The sequence below is a fragment of the Nocardioides montaniterrae genome (assembly GCF_054782655.1).
On sequence record NZ_BAAGSB010000007.1, the window covers coordinates 78172 to 100044 of the forward strand.

Annotated in this window: 17 protein-coding genes; 2 read left to right on the forward strand and 15 right to left on the reverse strand. The window is 70.9% G+C overall.

Features of this window, described 5'->3' with window-relative positions:
* Positions 1 to 41: 41 nt before the first annotated feature.
* The 8 genes from ACYVJ3_RS11900 to ftsY all read right to left on the reverse strand — a co-directional run bounded on the left by ACYVJ3_RS11900 (position 42) and on the right by ftsY (position 9819).
* On the reverse strand, positions 42 to 1130 hold the full coding sequence (locus ACYVJ3_RS11900) for an amidohydrolase family protein (protein ID WP_460853211.1): 1089 nt from the start codon (positions 1128 to 1130) through the stop codon (positions 42 to 44).
* A 102-nt stretch (positions 1131 to 1232) separates the two neighbouring features.
* Positions 1233 to 1601, reverse strand: a complete 369-nt coding sequence (locus ACYVJ3_RS11905; RefSeq protein WP_460853212.1) for an NYN domain-containing protein — start codon at positions 1599 to 1601, stop codon at positions 1233 to 1235.
* Between the two features lie 5 nt (positions 1602 to 1606).
* Positions 1607 to 3184: a signal recognition particle protein gene (ffh, locus tag ACYVJ3_RS11910; RefSeq protein ID WP_460853213.1), complete on the reverse strand. Its 1578-nt coding sequence runs from the start codon at positions 3182 to 3184 to the stop codon at positions 1607 to 1609.
* Between the two features lie 67 nt (positions 3185 to 3251).
* Entirely contained in the window at positions 3252 to 5483 is a 2232-nt protein-coding gene (locus ACYVJ3_RS11915) for a [protein-PII] uridylyltransferase (protein WP_460853214.1), read from the reverse strand.
* A 7-nt stretch (positions 5484 to 5490) separates the two neighbouring features.
* Positions 5491 to 6777: an ammonium transporter gene (locus ACYVJ3_RS11920; RefSeq protein WP_460853215.1), complete on the reverse strand. Its 1287-nt coding sequence runs from the start codon at positions 6775 to 6777 to the stop codon at positions 5491 to 5493.
* Between the two features lie 90 nt (positions 6778 to 6867).
* Positions 6868 to 7206, reverse strand: a complete 339-nt coding sequence (locus ACYVJ3_RS11925; protein ID WP_460853216.1) for a P-II family nitrogen regulator — start codon at positions 7204 to 7206, stop codon at positions 6868 to 6870.
* A complete protein-coding gene (locus ACYVJ3_RS11930) occupies positions 7203 to 8498 on the reverse strand; it encodes an ammonium transporter (RefSeq protein ID WP_460853217.1) in 1296 nt (431 codons plus the stop codon). The genes ACYVJ3_RS11925 and ACYVJ3_RS11930 overlap by 4 nt, the downstream gene beginning before the upstream one ends.
* Positions 8499 to 8682: 184 nt before the next feature.
* Entirely contained in the window at positions 8683 to 9819 is a 1137-nt protein-coding gene (ftsY, locus tag ACYVJ3_RS11935) for a signal recognition particle-docking protein FtsY (RefSeq protein WP_460853218.1), read from the reverse strand.
* A 48-nt stretch (positions 9820 to 9867) separates the two neighbouring features.
* On the opposite strand from ftsY, the gene ACYVJ3_RS11940 reads away from it, so the two are divergent.
* Complete coding sequence (locus ACYVJ3_RS11940) at positions 9868 to 10794, forward strand: NAD-dependent epimerase/dehydratase family protein (protein WP_460853219.1); 927 nt, start codon at positions 9868 to 9870, stop codon at positions 10792 to 10794.
* Between the two features lie 22 nt (positions 10795 to 10816).
* Here the strand turns inward: ACYVJ3_RS11940 and ACYVJ3_RS11945 are convergent, their stop codons facing one another.
* The 7 genes from ACYVJ3_RS11945 to ACYVJ3_RS11975 are packed head-to-tail and all read right to left on the reverse strand — an operon-like array spanning position 10817 to position 19506.
* Complete coding sequence (locus tag ACYVJ3_RS11945; protein ID WP_460853220.1) at positions 10817 to 11536, reverse strand: hypothetical protein; 720 nt, start codon at positions 11534 to 11536, stop codon at positions 10817 to 10819.
* The gene (locus tag ACYVJ3_RS11950; RefSeq protein WP_460853221.1) at positions 11529 to 13523 is read right to left on the reverse strand and encodes a glycosyltransferase family 4 protein; all 1995 of its coding nucleotides are present in this window, start codon (positions 13521 to 13523) and stop codon (positions 11529 to 11531) included. The genes ACYVJ3_RS11945 and ACYVJ3_RS11950 overlap by 8 nt, the downstream gene beginning before the upstream one ends.
* A complete protein-coding gene (locus ACYVJ3_RS11955) occupies positions 13520 to 14290 on the reverse strand; it encodes a glycosyltransferase (protein ID WP_460853222.1) in 771 nt (256 codons plus the stop codon). Before ACYVJ3_RS11955 ends, ACYVJ3_RS11950 begins: the two co-directional genes overlap by 4 nt.
* Positions 14287 to 15597 carry a hypothetical protein gene (locus tag ACYVJ3_RS11960; protein ID WP_460853223.1) on the reverse strand — a complete coding sequence of 437 codons (1311 nt, stop codon included), beginning with the start codon at positions 15595 to 15597 and terminating at the stop codon, positions 14287 to 14289. The genes ACYVJ3_RS11955 and ACYVJ3_RS11960 overlap by 4 nt, the downstream gene beginning before the upstream one ends.
* Complete coding sequence (locus ACYVJ3_RS11965) at positions 15597 to 17720, reverse strand: acyltransferase family protein (RefSeq protein WP_460853224.1); 2124 nt, start codon at positions 17718 to 17720, stop codon at positions 15597 to 15599. The genes ACYVJ3_RS11960 and ACYVJ3_RS11965 overlap by 1 nt, the downstream gene beginning before the upstream one ends.
* The gene (locus ACYVJ3_RS11970) at positions 17717 to 18436 is read right to left on the reverse strand and encodes a glycosyltransferase family A protein (RefSeq protein WP_460853227.1); all 720 of its coding nucleotides are present in this window, start codon (positions 18434 to 18436) and stop codon (positions 17717 to 17719) included. Before ACYVJ3_RS11970 ends, ACYVJ3_RS11965 begins: the two co-directional genes overlap by 4 nt.
* A complete protein-coding gene (locus ACYVJ3_RS11975) occupies positions 18433 to 19506 on the reverse strand; it encodes a hypothetical protein (RefSeq protein WP_460853228.1) in 1074 nt (357 codons plus the stop codon). The genes ACYVJ3_RS11970 and ACYVJ3_RS11975 overlap by 4 nt, the downstream gene beginning before the upstream one ends.
* 162 nt (positions 19507 to 19668) lie before the next feature.
* Here ACYVJ3_RS11975 and ACYVJ3_RS11980 point away from each other — a divergent pair, with 162 nt between their 5' ends.
* The gene (locus ACYVJ3_RS11980; RefSeq protein WP_460853229.1) at positions 19669 to 21765 is read left to right on the forward strand and encodes a phosphoadenylyl-sulfate reductase; all 2097 of its coding nucleotides are present in this window, start codon (positions 19669 to 19671) and stop codon (positions 21763 to 21765) included.
* The last annotated feature ends 108 nt before the right edge of the window (positions 21766 to 21873 follow it).

Consider the following 21873-nt stretch of genomic DNA (forward strand, 5'->3'; position numbering starts at 1 on the left):
CTCGTCCCCGCTGACCGAACCTTGAGTGAGTTCCACCGGATTCACTCAGCGTTCGGTGAGCGGCCGTAGACACGACCGCGCAGCACGACGGCCTTCGGCTCGAGGAGAGCGGTGAGGTCCGCGCGCGGGTCGCGGTCGTAGACCACGAAGTCGGCGGGGTCGCCCTCGCCGAGACCGGCGTTGAAGCCGAGCCACTCGCGACCGCGCCACGACGCCGCCGCGATCACGTCGGCGGCCGGGATCCCCATCTCGGCCATCGCCCGGATCTCCTCGTGCAGGTAGCCATGGCGCGCGCTCCCGCCGCCGTCGCTGCCGACGTAGAGCTGCACGCCCGCGTCGTAGGCGTCCATCAGCACCTGCTGACGGGTCTGGTGGAGACCCTCCATGCGGTCGGCGTACGCCGGGAACTTGGCTCGGCCGGCCGCGACGAACTCGGGGAACTTGCCGGTCTGGAGCACGGTCGGCACCAGCGCCACTCCCCCGGCAGCCATCTGCTCGAGGTGGTGCCGGGCCAGGCCGGTGCCGTGCTCGATGCAGTCGATGCCCGCGTCGAGCAGCGGGCCGACGGAGTCGGGGCCGAAGCAGTGCGCAGTGACCTTGGCGCCGTGCTCGTGGGCGGTGGCGATGGCCGCAGCGACCGCCTCGGCGGGGAACGACGGCCTCAGGTCACCGACCTCGCGGTCGATCCAGTCGCCGACCAGCTTGACCCAGCCGTCACCGCGGCCGGCCTGCACCGCGACGGCCTCGGCCAGACCGTCGGGCTCGACCTCGACACCGATGCGGAGGTAGCGGGCGGTGCGCGCGATGTGCTGACCGGCCCGGACCAGCCGGGGCAGGTCCTCGCGGTCCTGCACCCAGCGCGTGTCGGCCGGGGACCCGCAGTCACGGGTCAGCAGCACCCCGGTGTCGCGGTCGGCGATCGCCTGCTCCTCGATCCCCGCCTCGTCGGTCGGTCCTCCGTCGATGAGGCCGAGGTGGTTGTGGGCATCGACGAGGCCCGGCACGATCCAGCCGTCCACCACGTGCTCCGCGCCGGGCGACCGCTCGTAGGTGACCAGCCCGTCGACGACGTACAACTCGCGCGTCTCGCCCTCGGGCAGGACAGGTCCGTGGAATCGCAACGCCGTCATGGTCGCAACGTAGCGCGGACCTATTGGGGCGTATGCGACCCGCGTGTCGGAGGGAACACCTCACGGACAACGCCGGCCTCGCCGACCCCAATAGGTCCGCAATCAGAGGTGGTCGAGGAGCCAGGTGGGAGACAGCACGGTCGCGCCGACGCCGTGCACCCGCGCGTCGAGCGCCCGGTCGGCCGTCACGACGGTGACCCGGTCGCCGCGCTCGGCGTACGTCCTGGCCTCGGCGACGATCGTGGCGTCACCGTCCTTGGGCGCGTGGACGGTGCGCACGTGCGCGTCGCGCCCCGGACGTACGCCGCCCTTGGCCCCGCCCTCGAGCACCAGGACGACGACGTCGTGCGGCAGGTCCGCGACGAGCAGCGCCTCGTGCAGGCGTTGCGCCGCACCGGCCCGGTCCTTCCACCAGCCGTCGGGTCGGGCGCCCACCACGTTGGCGCCGTCGACGATGAGGACCGTGGCCATGGCCGCTACTTGAGGAAGTCCTCGAAGCCCTTGGGCAGCTTGAGGTTCGCGGCGGCGGCCTCGTAGTCGATGTCCTCACCGATGCCGAACGGGTTGCCGGCCGGACGCTCGCTGGCCTTCGACGCGGCGGCCGCGGCCTCCTGGGCCGCCTTGGCCGGGTTGCCGGAGCGGCGCTTGCCGCCCTTGCCCTGCTGCTTGGCCTTCTGCTTGGCGGTGACGCGCTTGCCGCCGCCGGCACCGGGCGCGCCGGGCATCCCCGGGAGACCGGGCATGCCGCCGCCACGGGCCATCTGCATCATCATCTTGCGGGCTTCGAAGAACCGGTCGACCAGGCCGTTGACGTCCGAGACGCTGCGGCCGGAGCCCTTGGCGATGCGGGCGCGGCGCGAGCCGTCGATGATCTTGGGGTTGGCGCGCTCGGCCGGGGTCATCGAGCGGATGACGGCCTCGACGCGGTCGATCTCGCGCTCGTCGAAGTTCTCGAGCTGGTCGCGGATCTGGCCCATGCCCGGGAGCATCCCGAGGATCTTCTGCATCGAGCCGAGCTTGCGCAGCTGCTGCATCTGGGAGAGGAAGTCGTCGAGCGTGAACTCGCCGCCCTGCCCGGTCAGCTTCTGCGCGGCCTTGAGAGCTTCCTCCTGGTCGAAGGCCTTCTCGGCCTGCTCGATCAGGGTCATCATGTCGCCCATGTCCAGGATGCGCGAGGCCATCCGGTCCGGGTGGAAGACGTCGAACTCGTCGAGCTTCTCGCCGGTCGAGGCGAACATGACCGGACGGCCCGTGACCTGCCGGATCGACAGGGCGGCACCGCCGCGGGCGTCGCCGTCGAGCTTGGTCAGGACGACGCCGTCGTACCCGACGCCGTCGAGGAAGGCCTGCGCGGTCGTCAGCGCGTCCTGGCCGATCATGGCGTCGACGACGAACAGCACCTCGTCGGGCGAGACCGCGTCGCGGATGGCCGCGGCCTGGCTCATCATCTCGGTGTCGACACCGAGACGACCGGCGGTGTCGACGATGACGACGTCGTACAGCTTGCGCTTGGCCTCCTCGATCGACTCGCGGGCGACGGCGACCGGGTCGCCGACGCCGTTGCCGGGCTCCGGCGCGAAGACGGGTACGCCGACCCGCTCACCGTTGACCTGGAGCTGCTTGACCGCGTTGGGGCGCTGGAGGTCGCAGGCGACCAGCAGCGGGGACTTGTCCTGCTCCTTGAGCCAGAGCGCGAGCTTGGCCGCGAGCGTGGTCTTTCCGGCACCCTGCAGACCGGCCAGCATGATGACCGTCGGGCCGCTCTTGGCGTAGCGCAGGCGGCGGGTCTCGCCGCCGAGGATGGTGACGAGCTCCTCGTTGACGATCTTGACGATCTGCTGCGCGGGGTTCAGCGCGCCGCTGACCTCCTCGCCGCGGGCGCGCTCCTTGACGGCCTCGACGAAGGACTTGACCACCGGCAGGGCGACGTCGGCCTCGAGCAGCGCGATGCGGATCTCGCGCGCGGTGGCGTCGATGTCGGCCTCGGAGAGGCGGCCCTTGCCCCGCAGGTTCTTGAAGGTCGCGGAGAGGCGGTCGGAGAGTGTGGCGAACAAGAGTGAGTCGTCCTCGATAGGTCGATGTACGTCGATGCTGCGGTGAGAGGCCTCAGTTTACGGGCGATCACGCAGACTCGGTCAGGCGCTCCCTGATCGCGTGCGCCGCGGCGGCCGCCCGGTCGTCCGGCAGCGCCCCCGCCGACTCCTCCTGGACGTAGAACACGTCCACCGCCTGCGGTCCGACGGTCGAGACGTGCGCGGAGCGCACCGAGATGCCGAGCTCGGCGAGCGTGGAGCAGACGAGGTAGACCACACCGAGCATGTCGGCGGTCCGCACCTCGATCACCGTGGCCTGGTTGCTGGCCTCGGGACGTACGACGACCGTCGGCGCCAACCGCGCGGCGCCACCGGGCTTGGGGGCGAGCCGGAGGGCAGGGTCGACCCGGCCCTCGACGATGGTGTCGAACTGGTCGTTGAGCGCGCCGGCGTCGAGGTGGTCGGCCGCGATGTCCCACACGGAGATGGCGTAGTCGCCCTGGTTCCACACCCGCGCGGCACGTACGCCGGCCCGCCTCAGCGCGAACACCGCGGCCACATCGGCCAGCAGGCCCACGCGGTCGGGCGTCACCCAGGTGACCCTGGCGCCGTCGGCGAGCGACTCGACCTGGATGGACAGGCCCCGCTGAACGGCGGCCGCGGGGATCTCGATCTGCTCCTCGTCGAAGGCCACCGGCATCCGGCCGAGCTCGAGCGCGGCGATGGCGCGGCGGGCGACGCCGCGCACCAGGCCGGCGCGCCAGGTGGTCCACGCCTGACCGGACGCGGCCTTGGCGTCGGCCTCGGTGAGGGCGGCGAGCAACAAGATGGCCTCGGGGCTGTCGAGGTGCTCGGTGACCTTCTCGATGGTCGCCGGGTCGTCCGGGTCGCGCGTGGTGGCGACCTCGGCGAGCAGCAGGTGCCAGCGCACCAGCTGACCGATCAGGTCGACCTCGGTCTCGGTGAAGCCCATGCGGGCGGCGATCTCACGTGCGATGGGCGCGCCGGCGAGGCTGTGCTCGACGACGCCGCCCTTGCCGATGTCGTGCAGCAGCGCGGCGACCAGCAGCACATCGGGACGCGACACGGTGCGGATCAGCGAGGACGCCTCGATGCAGGTCTCGACGACGTGCCGGTCGACAGTGAACCGGTGGATCACCGAGGCGTGCGGCAGCAGCCGGATCCGCTCCCACTCGGGAAGGATCACGTCGAGCGCACCGGTCTCGTCGAGGGTCTCCCAGACGGCCAGCAGGCCGCGTCCGGCGCCGAGCAGGCGGACGAACTCGTGGCGTGCCTCGGCTGGCCAGGGCGTCGGCAGCGGCGGCGTGTTCGCGGCCAGGCGCGCCGCGGTCGGCGGTGCGAGCACGGCGTCGCGGGTCGCGGCCTCGGCGGCGGCTCGGAGCAGCAGCATCGGGTCCTTGCTCGGCTCGGCGCCGGGAGCGAGGACGACCTCGCCGTTGGACAGCGCGACGCCGGGCGCGATCCGCTCGAGCGCCGGGCGTCGACCGGCTCCGGAGCGCGGGCGGGCGACCACGCCGTCGGCGCGTCGCCAGGCCAGCCGCGAGAGGTGGGTGATGCGGCGACCGAGCTCGCGCACGTACCGCTGGGCGGCCGCCTCGGTGTCCAGCTCCAACCCCTGGGCGATGCCGGACCAGTACTCCGGTGAGATGCGGTCGGTCCCCCGGCCGGCCAGCTCGTGCAGCAGGTCGCGCACGTCGAGCAGCTGACCGCGGCAGCGTTGCAGGTCGGCCGCCGGTACGTCGACCAGCCAGGTCGCCGTCAGGCTCTGCAGGACCGTCGCGTCACGGAGGCCACCCTCGGCCTCCTTGATGTCGGGCACCGAGAGGTGGGCCAGCTCGCCCACCTGGCGGTGCCGCTGGCGACAGAGGTCGCCGAGCTCGGGCAGCCGGCGCCGCGCGTCACGGCGCCAGGCGCCGAGCAGCATGGTGCGGACCCGCAGGGTCAGGTTCGGGTCACCGGCGATGTGGCGGATGTCCAGCGCGCCCGCAGCGACGCGGATGTCGTTCTCGGCCGCCTCGATCATCTCGGGCAGCGTCCGCACCGAGTGGTCGAGCTTGGCGCCGGAGTCCCACAGCGGGTACCAGATCGTCGAGCCGAGCTGCGCGAACAGCTCCTGGTCGGACTCCTCGTCGGCCACGAGCACCACGTCGAGGTCGGAGAAGGGCGCGAGCTCGCCGCGCCCGTAGCCGCCGACCGCCACCAGCGCGAACCCGACCTCGGGCCCCCCAGCCCGGGTGTACGCCGAGGAGCAGAGCTCGTCGGCGCGCAGGGTGCGCTCGTGGCGATCGGCGGCGGTCATCGGGCGATCAGCTCAGGTGTCCGGTGCTGCCGCTGAAGTGCGGGCGGGAGCCGGTCACGTGCAGGTCGTACGCCGCCTCCGCGTGGATCACGAGATCCACACCGGTGGCCTCGTGGTCGCCGTGGATGCGGAAGCCGATCGTGCGCTCCAGCAGCCAGACCAGCGCGGCGGTGACGAGGAAGGAGTAGGCCAGGGCAGCACCCGCGGCGACGGTCTGCTTGCCGAGCTGGTCGAGGCCGCCGCCGTAGAACAGGCCGTCGACGCCCGCGACGTCGCTCTGGGCGAGCAGGCCGATCAGGATCGTGCCGACCAGGCCGCCGACGAGGTGGACGCCGACGACGTCGAGCGAGTCGTCGTACCCGAAGTGGTACTTGAGGCCGACCGCGGCGGCGCAGACGGTGCCGGCGACCAGGCCGACCCCCATCGCTCCGATCGGGGTGACGTAGCCGCAGGCCGGGGTGATCGCGACCAGGCCGGCGACGGCGCCGGAGGCGGCACCGAAGGACGTCGCGTGGCCGTCGCGCCACCGCTCGATGCCGAGCCAGGCCAGCAGGCCGGTGCAGCCCGCGACGAGGGTGTTGACGAACACGATGGCGGCCTTGTCGTCGGCGGCGAGCGCCGAGCCGGAGTTGAAGCCGAACCAGCCGAACCAGAGCAGGCCGGCGCCGATCATGACCAGGGTCAGGTTGTGCGGCTTCATCGGATCACGCCCGAAGCCCAGCCGCTGGCCGAGGACGAGCGCCGCGGCGAGCCCGGCGGCACCGGAGTTGATCTCGACCGCCGTACCTCCGGCGAAGTCGAGGGCGTGCAGCTTGCTGGTCATCCAGCCGCTGCCGCTGGCGAAGATCCAGTGCGCGACCGGTGCGTAGACCGCGACGGTCCACAGGCCACAGAAGATGAGCCAGGTGCCGAACTTGGTGCGGTCGGCGATCGCGCCGGCGATCAGCGCGACGGTGACCACGGCGAACAGGCCCTGGAAGATGGCGAACAGGCTGCTCGGGAAGGCCTCCCCCGGCTTCGACTCGAGCAGGTGCTTGAACCCGAAGTACTGCGTCGGGTCGCCGAGCAGTCCCCCACCGATGTCCTTGCCGAACGCCAGCGAGTAGCCGACGACCACCCACACGACGGTCACCACGGCGAGTGCGCCGAAGACCATCATCATCATGTTCAGCACGCTCTTGGCGCGCACCATGCCGCCGTAGAAGAAGGCGAGTCCCGGGACCATGATCAGGACCAGGGCGGTGGCAGCGAGCAGCCAGGCGGTGTTGCCGGCGAAGACTCCGGGATCAGTCATGGGTGAACCATGTGCGCCCCCTGTTACAGCGATGTAACAGGGGGCGCACAGGGTTGTTATCAATGCGGCGAGGTTCTCGGACCGGTCAGGTCAGAGCGCGGCGCTGTCGGTGTCGCCGGTGCGGACCCGGACGACGGACTCGATCGGGCTGACCCACACCTTGCCGTCGCCGATGCGACCGGTCTGGGCGGTCTTGACGACCAGACCCACGATGTCCTCGGCGTCCTGGTCGTCGACCACGATCTCGATGCGGATCTTGGGGACCAGCGCGATGTCGTACTCGGCACCGCGGTAGACCTCGGTGTGACCCTTCTGACGGCCGTAGCCGCTGACCTCGGACACCGTCATTCCGGTGACACCGAACGTCTCGAGGGCCTCGCGCACGTCCTCCCACTTGTGGGGCTTGATGACTGCGGTCACGAGCTTCATGCCAGAACTCCAGATCCGTGAGAGATGTCGTACGCGGACTCGCCGTGCTGGTCGCCGTCGATGCCGTCGACCTCAGCCTCGGGCTTGATCCGCCAACCGATCGTGTACTTGATCGCGAAGGCGAGGATCGTCGTGATGACGCCGGTCCACACGAGCGTGAACGTTACCGCCTTCAGCTGGATCCAGAAGAGACTCATGCCGCCACCGTAGAAGAGGCCGTCGATGCCGGAGGGCGAGCTCTTCGCACCCAGCAGGCCGATGAGCAGCGCGCCGACGATACCGCCGACGAGGTGGACGCCGACGACGTCGAGCGAGTCGTCCAGCTTGAGCTTGAACTTCAGGCCGACCGCGACGGCGCACAGGGCACCCGCGACGCCACCGACGGCGATCGCACCGGTCATCGTGACCGCACCACAGGCCGGGGTGATCGCGACGAGACCGGCGACGATGCCGGACGCGGCGCCGAGGGCCGAGGCCTTGCCGTGCAGCAGGCGCTCGACGACGAGCCAGGCGAGCATGGCGGTCATGGTGGCAACCGTGGTGTTGAGGAACGTCGCACCGGTCTCGCCCATGAACTGGACCATGTCCTTCTCGCCACCGTCAGCGGCGACGAAGACGATCGAGCCGACGTTGAAGCCGTACCAGCCGAACCACAGCAGGCCGGCACCGATCATGGTGAGCGGGAGGCTGTGGGGCTTCATCGGCTCCTTCATGAAGCCGACGCGCTTGCCGATGACCGCCGCGAGGACCAGGCCGGCGATACCGGCGTTGATGTGGACGACCGTGCCACCGGCGTAGTCGAGCGCAGCGGCGTGGTGGTTCAGCCAGCCGCCACCCCAGACGTTGTGGGCGACCGGGAAGTAGCAGAGCGTGACCCAGAGGGTGATGAAGACGACCCAGGCCGACAGCTTGACGCGGTCGGCGATCGAGCCGGAGATCAGGGCGGCGGTGATGACCGCGAAGGTCAGCTGGAAGGCGACCCAGATGTAGGTCGAACCGGTGCCGTGCGAGGTGGTCACGGACCACGTCTCGTTGTTGAGCCCGAAGCCGGAGAAGACGGTGCCGATCAGCTTGTGGTTGCCGAAGCCGTTGACCGGGTCGAGACCGGACATCGACCAGCCCCAGAGCACGTACACGATGCCGACGACGCCCATCGAGATGAACGACATCATCATCATGTTCAGCACGCTCTTGGAGCGGCTCATGCCGCCGTAGAAGAGCGCGAGGGCGGGCGTGGTCATCATCAGGACCAGTGCGGTCGCGATCATGAAGAAGGCGTAATAACCGTCCACGGAACCTCCATTCCATTGCCAGTGACGCGATCACTCGGCGGATCGTCGTCAGCGGCAACGTTCGCCACCGCGGCACCCACAGTGGTGTGAGGAGATTTCGCGGCCTGCCGCGACATGTTTCGGGGACGTTACTTCTAACGCCGCAATGTCAACGCTGGATCACGCACGCACGCGGCGCACGGGCTCACCCCAGGAGTGCGTCGACGAACGCCGTGGCGTCGAAAGGTGCCAGGTCGTCGGGGCCCTCACCGAGGCCGACGAGCTTGACGGGTACGCCGAGCTGGCGCTGCACCGCGACGACGATGCCGCCCTTGGCGGAGCCGTCGAGCTTGGTCAGGGCGATGCCGGTGACGTCGACGACCTCGGCGAACACCTTGGCCTGCACCAAGCCGTTCTGACCGGTGGTGGCGTCGAGGACCAGCAGGACCTCGGTGACCGGGGCCTGCTTCTCGATGACGCGCTTGACCTTGCCGAGCTCGTCCATCAGGCCGGCCTTGTTCTGCAGCCGGCCCGCGGTGTCGACCACGACGGTATCGACGCCCTTGGCGACGCCCTCCTTGACCGCCTCGAAGGCGACCGAGGCGGGGTCGGTGCCCTCGGGGCCGCGGACGACCTCGACACCGACGCGCTCACCCCAGGTCGAGAGCTGCTCGGCGGCGGCGGCGCGGAAGGTGTCGGCCGCGCCCAGCACGGCGGTGCGGTTCTCGGCGACCAGGATCCGGGCCAGCTTGCCGCAGGTGGTGGTCTTGCCGGTGCCGTTGACGCCGACCATCAGCACCACGCCCGGGTTGTCCCCCTCGCCGCTGACGCGGAGCGCGCGGTCCATGTCGGGGCCGACCAGGTTGATCAGCTCCTCGCGCAGCACGTCGCGCGGGCTCGACGTACCGCCCTCGACGCGCAGGCGCGTGCGCAGCTTCTCGACCAGCTCCTGGGTCGGTCCGACGCCGAGGTCGGCACCGATGAGGAGGTCCTCGATGGCCTCCCAGGTGTCCTCGTCGAGCTGCTCCTTGCTGAGCAGGCCGAGCAGGCCCTTGCCGAGCGTGCCGGAGCCGGCCAGGCGGGCGCGCAGGCGCTGGAGCCGGCTGCCCACCTTCTCCGGTGCCTCGACCGTCGGAGCAGGCTCGACCGCCGGCGTCTCGGCAGGCTCGACCGCCGGAGAGGTCTCGTCCGACGGAGGCGTCTCGACCGGCGGGGTGATGACCGGCGGGACCTTGGTCGGCGCCTGCGCGCCGCGGCGACGCAGGCTGGTGCCCACGAATCCGGCGAGTGCCAGGACGCCGACGACGGCGATGCCGATGACGAGTTCGAGCCAGGGCTGCATGGACGTCATCCTTCCAGCCCGGATCGAGCGGCTGCCATGATGGGTCCCATGATCGGAGTCTTCGGAGCACGAGGCTTTCTCGGACAGGCCGTGACCCGCCAGCTCGCCGAGGCCGGCCACGAGGTGCTGGCCGCGGCACGCGAGTTCGACACCGACACGACGTTCGACGGGTTCAGCGGCGTACGCACCGCCGAGGTCGACTTCCGCGACCTCCACGCCGTACGCCGGCTCCTTCCCGGGATCGACACGGTCGTCCAGCTCATCGGTACGACCTCGCCCGCGACGAGCGGCAAGTGGGTGGCCGGCGAGTTCCAGGAGCACGTCATCCCGCAGGCCGCGTTCCTCGACGAGTGCGTCGACAACGGCGTACGCCGGGTGGTGTTCGCGTCGTCCGGCGGCACGGTCTACGGCCCCGGCGCGGGTGAGGACGGCCCGATCCACGAGGGACAGACGACCAACCCCATCTCGTCCCACGGCATCAGCAAGCTGATGATCGAGAAGGCCCTGGCCCTGCACGGCGAGGTCAACGGCCTCGAGCACGTAAGCCTGCGGATCGCCAACGCCTACGGCCCGGGCCAGCACCTCAAGCACGGCCAGGGTCTGATCCCGGCTCTGATCGAGCACCACAGCGTGGGCCGGCCGGTCACGATCTTCGGCGACGGCTCAGCGACCCGTGACTACGTCTACGTCAGCGACGTCACCGCCGCGTTCCAAGCGGCGGTCGAGCTGGACGGTGCGCCGCGCACGACGCTCAACGTCGGCACCGGCGTCGCGACGTCCGTGATGGACCTCGTCCGCGGCATCGAGGAGATCTCCGGCATCCGCTTCGACCTCGACTTCAAGCCGGCGCGTGAGACCGACGTGCGCAGCAACGTGCTGGACGTCAGCCGTGCCGCCGAGGTGCTCGACTGGAAGCCGGTCGTCGAGCTGCACGAGGGCCTGACCCAGACCCTGCGCTGGCACGGCATCGCCTGAGCGAGCCGGTCCGAGCGACCGATCAGGCGTCGGGCGCCCAGCCCGACTGCAGGTACGCCCCACCACCGTGGCCGTGGGACATCGTGTGCCCGTCGAGCTCGCCGTACCGGATGCGCCGGAAGCGGACCGTGTCGGGTGCCGTCCGGTGCACCCAGCCGTCGGCATGGGTGGCGCGGTGCAGGCGCCACTCGTCGAGCGCCGTCTCCGCCGGCGTACGCCGGACGCCCGCCGGGTGCGCGCGGTGCATCTCGACCGGGGCCAGCGCCATCGGGTCCCACGGGTTCGCCACGTCGACCATGCGCGGGTCGAAGGCCGGATCGGCCTGGTCGGCGCTGAAGAAGATCTCGGTGTGCAGGTCGAAGGCCCAGCTGACCTCGGGGTGTGCGACGACCCGCGAGCCGCCGGCGGCCAGCCGATGCGCCTCCACCAGCCAGTTGCCCGACCACAGGTCACCGGCCGCGAGGAACGAGAGGTAGGCGCCGTCAGCCAGCTCGACGGCACGAGCACGAGCCGCACCCGCGTCACCGGCGTCCAGCTCGACGAGCCGGATGCCCTGCCGGTCGGCATCGGCCAGCATCTGCCGTGTCACCGGGTCCGGCCGGTCCAGCACCGCCATCAGCTCGACCGTCAACCCGGCCCCCCGTGCGGCGTCGGCCGCCTCCAGCAGGCTGCGCACGGAGATGCCGACCAGCGGCCCGTCGTCCGAGGCCAGCAGGACCGCGGTGATGTCATGACTACTCATCAGGCCCCCCGACCTCGAGCGCGGTGGCGACGATCCGCTGGTACTCCGGCAGCGAGAAGTCGCGCGCGATCAGCTCGCGGACCGCGACCACCCGCTTGGTGGCCGACGCCGGGTCCGCCACCAGCTCCTCGATGGCGGCGACGTAGGCGCCGGCGTCGAGCAGGTCGGTCACCGGGTAGCCGGTGTCCTCGGTGATGACCTCCGGGACGCCGCCGACGGCGCTCGCGACGACCGGCAGGCCCGACTGCGCGCCGTCGAGCAGCAGGGTCGGGATTCCGTCCCACTGGGACGTGTAGAGCATGAAGTCGAGCTCGGCCAGCGGCAGCTCGGCGAAGTCGGTGTAGGTGCCCATCAGCCGGATGTTGGCCGGCAGGTCGTCGAAGTCGACGGCCGCGGTGCCCATGACCGCCTTGCCCCACGCCCAGATCTCCAGCTCGGGCATCCGCCGCGCGATCTCGACGACGAGGTCGAAGCGCTTCTGCCGGTCGAACCGGCCCGCCCAGAACGCGCGCAACGGCAGGCCCGCCGTACGACGCTGCTCGAAGACGCCCGCCACGTCGACCGCCGGCGCGTCGACCGGGGTCCGGGCGAGGACCAGCCGCTCGGCGGCGGCGGCCGGCATGGCGTAGCGGGTGATCATCTCGTCGCGGAGCTCGGCGCTGTCGAACAGCGTCCAGTCGAGGTGGGCGAACGCCTGCTGGAACTCGCGGATCGGGTAGCCGCCGCGATAGCCGAGCTCGTTGATCTCCCAGGTGAAGAGGTAGGCGCCCAGCTTCGCGATCGAGGCGAGGTTCGCACCGTGGCGGGTGAGCAGGCGCCAGCCGAGCCGACTGTTGATGTTGACGATGCGCCGCGGCGCGAGGCGGCGTACGAGATCGAGCAGGGCGTCCTCGCGCAGGCCGTCGCGCATCTGGGCGAGGTAGCTGGCGAGGTCGAAGACGGGTACGTCGTCCGGGAACCAGTCCGGGCGCTCGAACGCGGGCAGGTCGGTCGCGACGATGAGCGCGCGCTCGTGCCGGCCGACCTCCTGGACCGCGTGGGCGAAGATCCCGGACACCCGGGCCGCGCCACCCATCCGGCAGTGCGGGACGAGGATGACGGTGTCGATCGGACCGCCGACGAGGTGCCGGATCGCGAGCTCGGCCCGGTCGACCTCGACCGGGAGACGCAACCGCGAGTTGCGGTGCAGCGCGCTGGTCACCGGCCGCACCTCCCACTTGGGGAAGCCGACGAGCGGTTCGTCGATCGCGGCCTTGGCGAAGATCTCGCGCAGCACGGGCGAGGACGTGAGCCGGTCGTGCTGCCGCATCGCGGCCAGCACGCCCTCCTCGAGCCAGCTCGTGGCACGCAGGTCGTAGTCCTCGCTGTGGACCAGGAGCTCGGGCAGCATCAGCGGGTCGACGAAGGTGGGGTCGTCGGACCGCGCGCCGGAGTGCGGAGCGCCGTAGCGACTGGCGATGAACCGCGGCAGCCGGCAGCCCACGTCGAGGTAGTGCTCGAAGATCCACCCCTGCCGGTTGCGCGCGGGCTTGTTCTGCGCGACGTAGAACTCCGGGTCGAAGACGGGCGTCGGCACGATCTCCTCGCGCCAGCCGATGGAGAGCCAGTGCAGGAACGGGATCGCCTCGCCGATGTCCAGGCCCCGGCCGGCGGCCTGCTCGGCGTACCAGGCGGGGTGGAACAGCGCGCTGGGTCGCAGGCCGGTGCGGGCACCCCCGGCGATGTAGTGCTCGAGCACGGTCTCGACGCTGAGGTCCTCGCCCAGGACCGCGGCGGCATCGGCGTCGAGCTGCGCCAGCTGGGCGAGGTAGAACCGTGGGTGCACCGAGGTGCGCAGCCGCTTGAGGAACGGCGGGCGGGCCGCCAGCCGGCGCTCGCCGTCGGGCAGCAGCTCGGCCAGGCCGGGGTACGGCGAGACCGGTGGCTGCGCCGGAGCCGGTGGCGGCGGCGCGGGAGCACCACGCCCGAGGCGGCGGATCGACTTCACGAACCCGTTCCCTCCGGCAGGCGACCCAGGCCCGCGACGGCGTCGATCGCCATGGCGCCGATCTTGCGCACGATCGACTTGCGGTTGCTGCTCTCGACCACGAGCGAGAAGTCGCGCCGGCGCTTGAAGATGATGGTGTCGGGCACCACGACGTGCTCCCAGCCCGCGGCCATCGTCTCGATCGAGAAGTGCCAGTCCTGGAAGGACAGCCCGTTGGGGATGTCCCGGGAGACGTAGGGAAGGTCGAGGTGGGCCTGACGCGGGGTCAGGCAGAGCGAGTCGTGGTAGTTGCGGAAGTAGGTGTAGTACGGCGTGAACAGCCGCGAGCGCTGGTCGATGTTGACCAGCACCGAGTTGGCGCCGTCGAAGAGGACGTTGAGCTCGGGGTGGGCGATGAGCCGACGCCCCTCGCGCTCGGCGGCGTCGAGCGTCGCGACCCCGTCGGCCAGCCAGTTCTCGCTGAACACGTCGTCGGCGTCGAGGAACGCGATGAACCGGCCGCGGGTGCGCGGCAGGAGCGCGTTGCGGACGCGGCCGAGGTCGCCCTCGGCGTACTCCCAGCGCTCCCAGTGGTCGAAGCAGGACTGCGTGAAGTACGCCGTGGTGGCCGGCGTCGCCTTGTCGAGGGCGATGACCGCCTCGACGACGTAGCCGCGCGCCCGCGCCGCCTCGATGGCGATGTCCGCGGCCCGCATGGTCGGACCGGAGACCACGGTCTCGTTGTGGGCGGTCACGACGACGGTCAGGTCGACGTCCGGGGCGCTCATCGGGTGGTCTCCTCGAGCAGGCAGCTCACGGCAGCGGCCCGCGTCGTGTCGTCGTACGCCGCGTGCACGAGCGAGCGTGCGTCCTCGGGCGTCTGGTAGAGCTCGCCGACCTGGCCGGCGATCGCGGGATCCATCGCGAGGAACCCTGCCGCGGCGTCGACGTGGCGGTAGTAGAACCGCAGGGCGTCGCCCCGGGGACCGAGCACGTCGGTGGTCAGGCCCTCGAGGGTGAGGAAGACGCGCTCGGTGGCGCGCAGCGCCTTGCCGTACGGCGTCATCACGTCGAGCAGCATCTCCGAGCGGGCGCCGAGGATCGCGCGCGCACACAGCGAGCGCAGCACCTCGACCAGGACGCGTTCGGCCGGGTCGCGGTTGAGCGGAGCGACCGCGGTGGCGAGGTCGAGGAGTCGTACGCCGGCCGGCACGTCGGCGTCGGACGGGACGGGCTCGTCGGTGACGACCACGACGACCTCGGTGGCGGCGACCTGGTCGAGCATCGCGGTCAGGAGCTCGCGGCCGTCGGGCTGGTCGACCGCGCCGATCACGAGCACCAGCGTCGCCCGACGGAACTCCGCGGCGCGGTGGCAGTCGTGCAGCGCCGAGACCTGGTGGGCGACCGGGCCGATCGGCAGCGGCGTCATCTTCGGCCGGGTCGTCTCGACCCACGCGTCGGCGATCAGCGGCTCGACCTGGGCCGCCGCGGCCCACACCTCGCCGAGCCGGCCGTGGCGCAACCGTTGCTGGAGGTCGGTACGGCGGGCGCCGAGCTCGTCGGCGAGCTCCAGGGTCGTCATGCCGAGCACGTCGGCCATCCGCTCGATGCCGATGGCAGGGTCCGCGATCTCACCGGCGGCGCGTCCGCGCTGGAGCCAGGCGAGGTAGGGGCTGCGCTCCTCGGCCCGCTCGGGGTGACGCTTGAGGTAGGCGTCGGCGGAGAAGTTGATCTCGGGGTTCACGCGGGCCTTGGACCCCTGCCGCAGCAGGTTGCGCACCGGCTCGATGTCGGGGTTGTTCAGCAGGTGTGCCGCCTGGAGGAGGTAGTGCCCGACGTCCATCCGCTCGCGGATCCTGTCGTAGCCCGGCCGCTCGCCCGCCGGACGCTGCCGACCGACCGCGGCGGCCACCAGCGCGTCGAAGCGCGGGCCGAGATGGGTGCGCGGCTGCTCGCGCGCGGAAGCTTGCTCGGCGGTCCGTGCCGTCTCCTGCGTCGGCGCCGCCGACTCCTCGTCCCGACCTGCAGCGGCACCCGAGGCCGGTTCCGGCGAGCGTCGGAGCCAACGGCCCCGAGTCCTCTCCTCGCGCGCCATCAGCTGTTCCCCCTCTGTGTTCGCGTTCGTCCCGTCCGTTCGTGAACGCGGTCAGCGTAGTGGCCCGCGTCCGGTCCCGCTGTCAATTGGCGGTCGAGGTAGGGGGCCAGGCTGGCCGAGAACAGCGCCAGCACGTGGTTGGCGTCGCCGTAGGCGACGATGCCGCCGATCACCGAGTGGCAGACCTTCGCGTCGCAGAAGTAGCGGTGCAGGTCGACCGGCGTCACCGAGGGGTCGTGGTCACCCTCGGCAGCGAGCAGGAGCGGGTCGGGGGCGAGCGCCCAGGCGACCGGCGTCGTGCAGGGGTCGGCCGCCAGCCCGCTCTTCCCGACACAGGTCGGGATGTCGCCGTTGTTCATCTGGGGTACGTCGCCGATCACGGCGACGGACTTGCCCGCCTGGGTCCACCGGCGCCACACGGCCTGGTAGCCCGCGATCTCGAGCCGCTGCTGGTCGGCATCGGGAGCACCCTGGACGCGGTAGCGACGGCCGATCTCGGACATGAAGACGCCGTCGAGGTCCGGGTCGGCGGCGACGCGGCGTACGACCTGCTTGCTCCAGGTGTGGCAGCTGTCGGCCAGGGTCGGGTCCCAGACTGCCTCGATCGGCTCGGCGCTGATCGCGCAGGACGACTTGGCCATCATGGTGATGTTCCAGTGGTGCTCCTGGGCGAGCACCTGGAGCGCGCCGTACCAGTGACCCGCGTGCGAGTCACCGACCAGCGCGAAGCGCTTGGTGGCCTGGTCGGCGGGTACGCCGAACTGGCACTCCACGACCTCGGTGCCCGTCGGCGTCTGCTGGCAGTAGTGGCCCCAGCCGGGCAGCCGCTGGTTGACGACGGTGACGAGCGGCGCGTCGCGGAACTTCAGCCGGTGCGGGTGGGCGCACCGGTCGACCATCGCGGCGGCGCCGAAGCAGGGGTCCTTCGCCGCGGCGGCGCGCATCTCGTCCTGGACCGCCACGACCCGGTCGTCGACACGGCTGACGTAGAACTGCGCGAGCCCGACGACCACGGCCATCGCCAGCGCGGCGGGCACCAGCGTGCGCCACACCCGGCCGGCGACGAGCGGCCGCCAGGACCGGACCGGGTCCTCGACCAGCTTGAGCGAGACGTACGCCAGGCCGATCGACGCCGCCAGGATCAGCAGCTTGGCGAGCGGACCGTTGGGGTGGTCGGTGGCGTACGGCGTGAGCACGATCAGCGGCCAGTGCCAGAGGTAGAGGGAGTAGGAGATGCCGCCGATCCACACGCCGGCGCCGATCAGGGGCAGCACCACGCGGGGCGGCGTACGGACGAAGGCGTCGCCGGCGACGATGACCGCGGCCGCGCCGAGGACCGGGACCAGCGCCAGCCAGCCCGGGATCGCCCACGTCTCCTGGTAGACGACGACCGATCCGACCAGGGCGATCCAGCCCAGGGCCGCGACGCCGTGCCGGCCGCGGTGGCGCATCGTCGGGACGAACGCCATCAGCCCGCCGGTGCCGAGCTCCCACATCCGGGTGGGCGTGACGAAGTACGCCGCCTTCGGCGAGTGGGCCGTGTAGTAGATGGAGAACGCCAACGACGCGGCCACCACCACGGCGAAGATCGCGAGCACCGCGGCGTGCGGACGACCCCGACGCCGCCCGAGCCAGAAGGCACCGAACGTGAGCAGCGGCCAGACGAGGTAGAACTGCTCCTCCACCGACAACGACCAGTAGTGCGTGACCGGCGAGGGCGAGTTCGAGGACGTGAAGTAGTCGAGCGCGTCGTGCGCGAGCGACCAGTTCTGGACGTAGAGCGCGCACGCCGAGATCTGCTTCATCACCAGCGACCACATCGTGGCCGGTACGACGAGCACCGTGGCGATGGCGGAGAGCACGAGCACCAGCAGGCTGGCCGGCAGCAGCCGCCGGGCCCGGCGGGCCCAGAACCGGCCGAGCCGGACCTTGCCCTCGCGGTCGAGCTCGCGCAGCAGGTGGGAGCTGATCAGGTAGCCGGAGATGACGAAGAAGATGTCGACGCCGAGGTAGCCGCCGTGCAGTCGCTGGGGCACCAGGTGGTTGAGGACGACCGCCATCACGGCCAGCGCCCGGAGGAGCTGGATCTCGACGCGGAGTCCCGGGCGGGCCGCATCCGTCACGCGGGATCCTCCTCGTAGGAGTGGACCGCCGTCGGCCACGGGAGCGTCCAGGCCGCTTGGGCCAGGGTGAGCTGCGAGGTCGCACGGCGGCGCTTGAAGTGGATGGTGTCCTCGACGACCCGGTGGACGCAGCCGGCCGCCACGGTGGCGAGGTTCCAGCTCCAGTCGACGTACGCGTAGCCCGTCGCCAGGTCGCGCAGCGGGTAGGGGTGGGCGAGGTGCAGCGAGGTCGGCGCCACCGCCAGCTGGTCCCAGGCGTTCGCGATCCGCAGGAAGGCGGCCGCGTCGAAGTCGGGGTCCGCCTGGTCGGGCAGGAAGTAGAGGTTGTGCTGGTGCTCGAAGAACCAGTTGAGCGCCGGGTGGGCGATGACGTTGCCGGGCTCGGTCTGGCACATCGCGTGGGCGGCGGTCAGCCAGTTCTCGCTCCACAGGTCGTCGCCGTCGAGGAACGCGACGTGCTCGCCCTCGACCAGTCGGATCGCCTCGTTGCGGACGATGCCGTGGTCGCCGTGGTCGAGGATCTCGACGCGCGCCCTCCCCCGCATCTGCTCGACGCTCGCCTCGGTCACCGGGTCGGGCCGGTCGAGCATGACGAGGAAGTCGACGCTCAGGCCGTGGTCCTGCGCGTGGTCGGCGGCGGCCAGCATGCTGCGCCACGAGATCGGGAACAGCTCGCCCTCGTTGTGGCCGGTGAGCACGGCGGTGATGTCGCTCATGCCTGGTCCCTCCGTCGCTGCAGCTCCACGATCTCCTCGAGGCTCAGCTCACGGCCCTCGACGACCGCGCTCACCGACATCTCGTTGCCGAGCGGACGGCCGTAGCGCGCGATCAGGCGGGTGCCGAGCACGTTGTCGACGGCGAGAACCTCCTGGGCGCGTACGCCGCGCACCAGCCCGAGCACGACCTGGAGGCGCTGGCGGGGGTCCAGGCGCGCGAGGGGCACGCGCAGGTCGGCCACCGCACGGCCCTCGGGCGCCCGCGCACCGGGACCGGTGAGCACGAACAGCGCGTCGGCGTCGTCGGGCGCGGCACCACCGTCGTCCGGGGCGAAGACGACCGTGTGGGCGTGCTGGACCGGCAGGGTCCGGCGTACGGCGTCAGCGGCGTCGACCGTGACCATGTTCCAGTGCAGGTGCGGCGGGAAGCTGCCCGGACGCATCGCCAGCGGCGTCTCGCCGATGCTCGGCTCCAGCGCGATCGCCTTGGCGACGAGGTCGGCCACGGGTCCCTCGGAGAGCCGCTCGACCTTGGCCCGCAGCGTCGCGACACCCTGCTCCAGCCACGAGGTGGTGCGCAGGTCGTAGCGGTCGGCGCGGTGCAGCATGCCGGTGGTCAGGACCGGGTCGTGGCGCTCGCGCGCCCGGTCGGGGACCTTCGCGCCGTAGCTCTGGAAGAACGGGGTGGGCTGCCGGTCGAGCCGGTAGCTGCCGTCGCGCACGAAGTCCTCGAACCCCCACACGCCCGCGGCGAGGTGCGGGTGGTGGGCGCGGTAGTGGGCCTCGTCGAAGAGGGTGGTGGGCACGACACGGCGAGGTACGCCGGCAGCCAGCCAGTGCTCGAACGGGTCACCGGTCACCTCGAGGCCGGCAGCGCGGGCGGCGGCCTGGTAGTGGGCCGGGTCGAAGAGCGCCGTGACGCGAGCGCCGGCCGCGCGGCCGGTCGTCTCGAAGTGGGCGAGGGCGTCGTCGACACCGATCGACGGGTCGAGACCGACCTGCGCGGCGTAGAAGCGCGGATGCACCAGGGCGGGCAGGAGGTCATCACGGCGTCGACGGAACAACCTCATCGAGCGCCGCTCCTCCTCGTTCCGGGGTCAGGTCCTCGGGACGCGCATCACCCCGGCCGACGGAGGCGGGTGCACGGTCCGACGGTGTCGCGATGCTAGCATCGAGCGACCTTCGAGCCGGTTCTCCCACCGGCCACCTGCACCCACACGAGAGGGCACCTCTTGGACTACAGCGATGCGCTGAGCAACACGCTTGCGCTCCTCCAAGAGATCGAACGCGACTGGAGTCCCGCGACCCTCGCGAACGCCTTCGGCCCCGAGGCCATGGTGATGACCGACCTCATCGCCCGCAACAACCTCGACATCGAGATCTTCAGCCTGGACACCGGCCGTCTCCCCGAGGAGACCCACGCCCTGGCCAACAACGTGCACCGGCGCTACGGCGGCGTGATCAACATGATCAGCCCCGACCCCGACGAGGTCTCGGCCTGGGTGCGCGAGCACGGCCAGAACGGCTTCTACGAGAGCGTCGAGAACCGCGAGGGCTGCTGCGGCGTACGCAAGGTGCGTCCGCTGACCAAGCAGCTCGCCGGCAAGCGCGCCTGGATCGCCGGGCTGCGCCGCGAGCAGAGCGAGACGCGTCGCAACCTGGAGGTCTCCTCCTTCGACGAGGGCCACGGGCTGCAGAAGTTCCTGCCGATGCTCGACTGGACCCGCGAGCAGGTCTGGGCCTACATCAAGGACAACCGCGTCCCGGTCAACGCGCTGCACTCCAAGGGCTACACCTCCATCGGCTGCGCGCCGTGCACCCGCGCGATCTCCGCCGGCGAGGACGAGCGTGCGGGCCGCTGGTGGTGGGAGGTCGACACCGTCAAGGAGTGCGGCATCCACATCAACCCGCTGACGGGGAAGTTCGAGCGCATCTCCGCCTCCACCCCCGACTCCGGCACGTCCGGCGAGGCGGCCGCCACGGTCCCCGCCGAAGCCGCACCGGTGACCCACAATGAGACCCAACCGGACACTGGTGCCGCCCCCGCGGCCGCAGCAGCTTCCAACCAGGCACAGCCCGAAGCTGCGCCGGCAATCGAAGAAACGAACGAAGGGAAGGCAATGCGCGCACTGATCCTCGGAGGAGACGGCTTCTGCGGATGGCCGGTCGCCCTCCACCTGTCTGCGCAGGGCTACGAGGTCGCGATCGTCGACAACCTGTCGCGTCGCAACATCGACAACGAGCTCGAGGTCTCCAGCCTCACCCCGATCCGCCCGATGGGCGAGCGCCTCGCGGCCTGGAAGGAGGTGTCCGGCAAGGACATCGCCTTCCACAACATCGACGTGGCGAACAACTACCACCGCCTGCTGAGCCTCATCGAGGACTTCCAGCCGGACGCGATCGTGCACTTCGCCGAGCAGCGCGCCGCTCCTTACTCGATGAAGTCGAGCTACCACAAGCGCTACACGGTCTCGAACAACCTCAACGCGACCAACAACGTGCTCGCCGCGGTCGTCGAGTCCGGCCAGGACATCCACGTCGTCCACCTGGGCACCATGGGCGTCTACGGCTACGGCACCGCCGGCATGCAGATCCCCGAGGGCTACCTCACCGTCCAGGTCGACACCGGCGCCAACGGCGTGGTCGAGCAGGAGATCCTCTACCCGGCCAACCCGGGCTCGATCTACCACATGACCAAGACGCAGGACCAGCTCCTCCTGGCCTACTACGCCAAGAACGACCAGCTGCGTGCGACCGACCTCCACCAGGGCATCGTCTGGGGCACCCAGACGAAGGAGACCAAGCTCGACGAGCGCCTGATCAACCGCTTCGACTACGACGGTGACTACGGCACGGTCCTCAACCGCTTCCTGATGCAGGCCGCGATCAACTACCCGCTGACCGTCCACGGCACCGGTGGCCAGACCCGCGCGTTCATCCACGTGCAGGACACCGTCAAGTGCATCCAGCTGGCGATCGAGAACCCGCCGGCCAAGGGCGACCGCGTCTCGGTCCTCAACCAGATGACCGAGACCCACCGGGTCCGCGACCTGGCGAAGATGATCTCGGACCGCACCGGCGTCGAGATCCAGATGCTCCCGAACCCGCGCAACGAGGCGGACGAGAACGAGCTGCACGTCGCCAACGACCGCTTCCTGCACCTCGGCCTCGACCCCATCACCCTCTCGCAGGGTCTGATGGAGGAGGTCACCGAGATCACCAAGAAGTACGCCGACCGCTGCGACCTCCGCAAGATCCCCGCCCTCTCGGCGTGGAACAAGGAGCACGCGCACGAGGCTCCCCCGGTTCCGGAGTCGGCCAAGGTCTGACCCCCACCGCACGTCGCAAGGCCCCGGTCCCCTCGAGGGGACCGGGGCCTTCGCACGTCACGACCTACGTTGCGCCCTCGCCCGGCTCGAGGGCCGGCTCAGGGAGAC

Coding starts and splice junctions, on each gene's coding strand:
- ACYVJ3_RS11900 (WP_460853211.1), bottom strand. CDS start 1,130: ATGACGGCGTTGCGATTCCACGGACCTGTCCTGCCCGAGGGCGAGACG.
- ACYVJ3_RS11905 (WP_460853212.1), bottom strand. CDS start 1,601: ATGGCCACGGTCCTCATCGTCGACGGCGCCAACGTGGTGGGCGCCCGA.
- ACYVJ3_RS11915 (WP_460853214.1), bottom strand. CDS start 5,483: ATGACCGCCGCCGATCGCCACGAGCGCACCCTGCGCGCCGACGAGCTC.
- ACYVJ3_RS11920 (WP_460853215.1), bottom strand. CDS start 6,777: ATGACTGATCCCGGAGTCTTCGCCGGCAACACCGCCTGGCTGCTCGCT.
- ACYVJ3_RS11925 (WP_460853216.1), bottom strand. CDS start 7,206: ATGAAGCTCGTGACCGCAGTCATCAAGCCCCACAAGTGGGAGGACGTG.
- ftsY (WP_460853218.1), bottom strand. CDS start 9,819: ATGCAGCCCTGGCTCGAACTCGTCATCGGCATCGCCGTCGTCGGCGTC.
- ACYVJ3_RS11940 (WP_460853219.1), top strand. CDS start 9,868: ATGATCGGAGTCTTCGGAGCACGAGGCTTTCTCGGACAGGCCGTGACC.
- ACYVJ3_RS11945 (WP_460853220.1), bottom strand. CDS start 11,536: ATGAGTAGTCATGACATCACCGCGGTCCTGCTGGCCTCGGACGACGGG.
- ACYVJ3_RS11955 (WP_460853222.1), bottom strand. CDS start 14,290: ATGAGCGCCCCGGACGTCGACCTGACCGTCGTCGTGACCGCCCACAAC.
- ACYVJ3_RS11960 (WP_460853223.1), bottom strand. CDS start 15,597: ATGGCGCGCGAGGAGAGGACTCGGGGCCGTTGGCTCCGACGCTCGCCG.
- ACYVJ3_RS11970 (WP_460853227.1), bottom strand. CDS start 18,436: ATGAGCGACATCACCGCCGTGCTCACCGGCCACAACGAGGGCGAGCTG.
- ACYVJ3_RS11975 (WP_460853228.1), bottom strand. CDS start 19,506: ATGAGGTTGTTCCGTCGACGCCGTGATGACCTCCTGCCCGCCCTGGTG.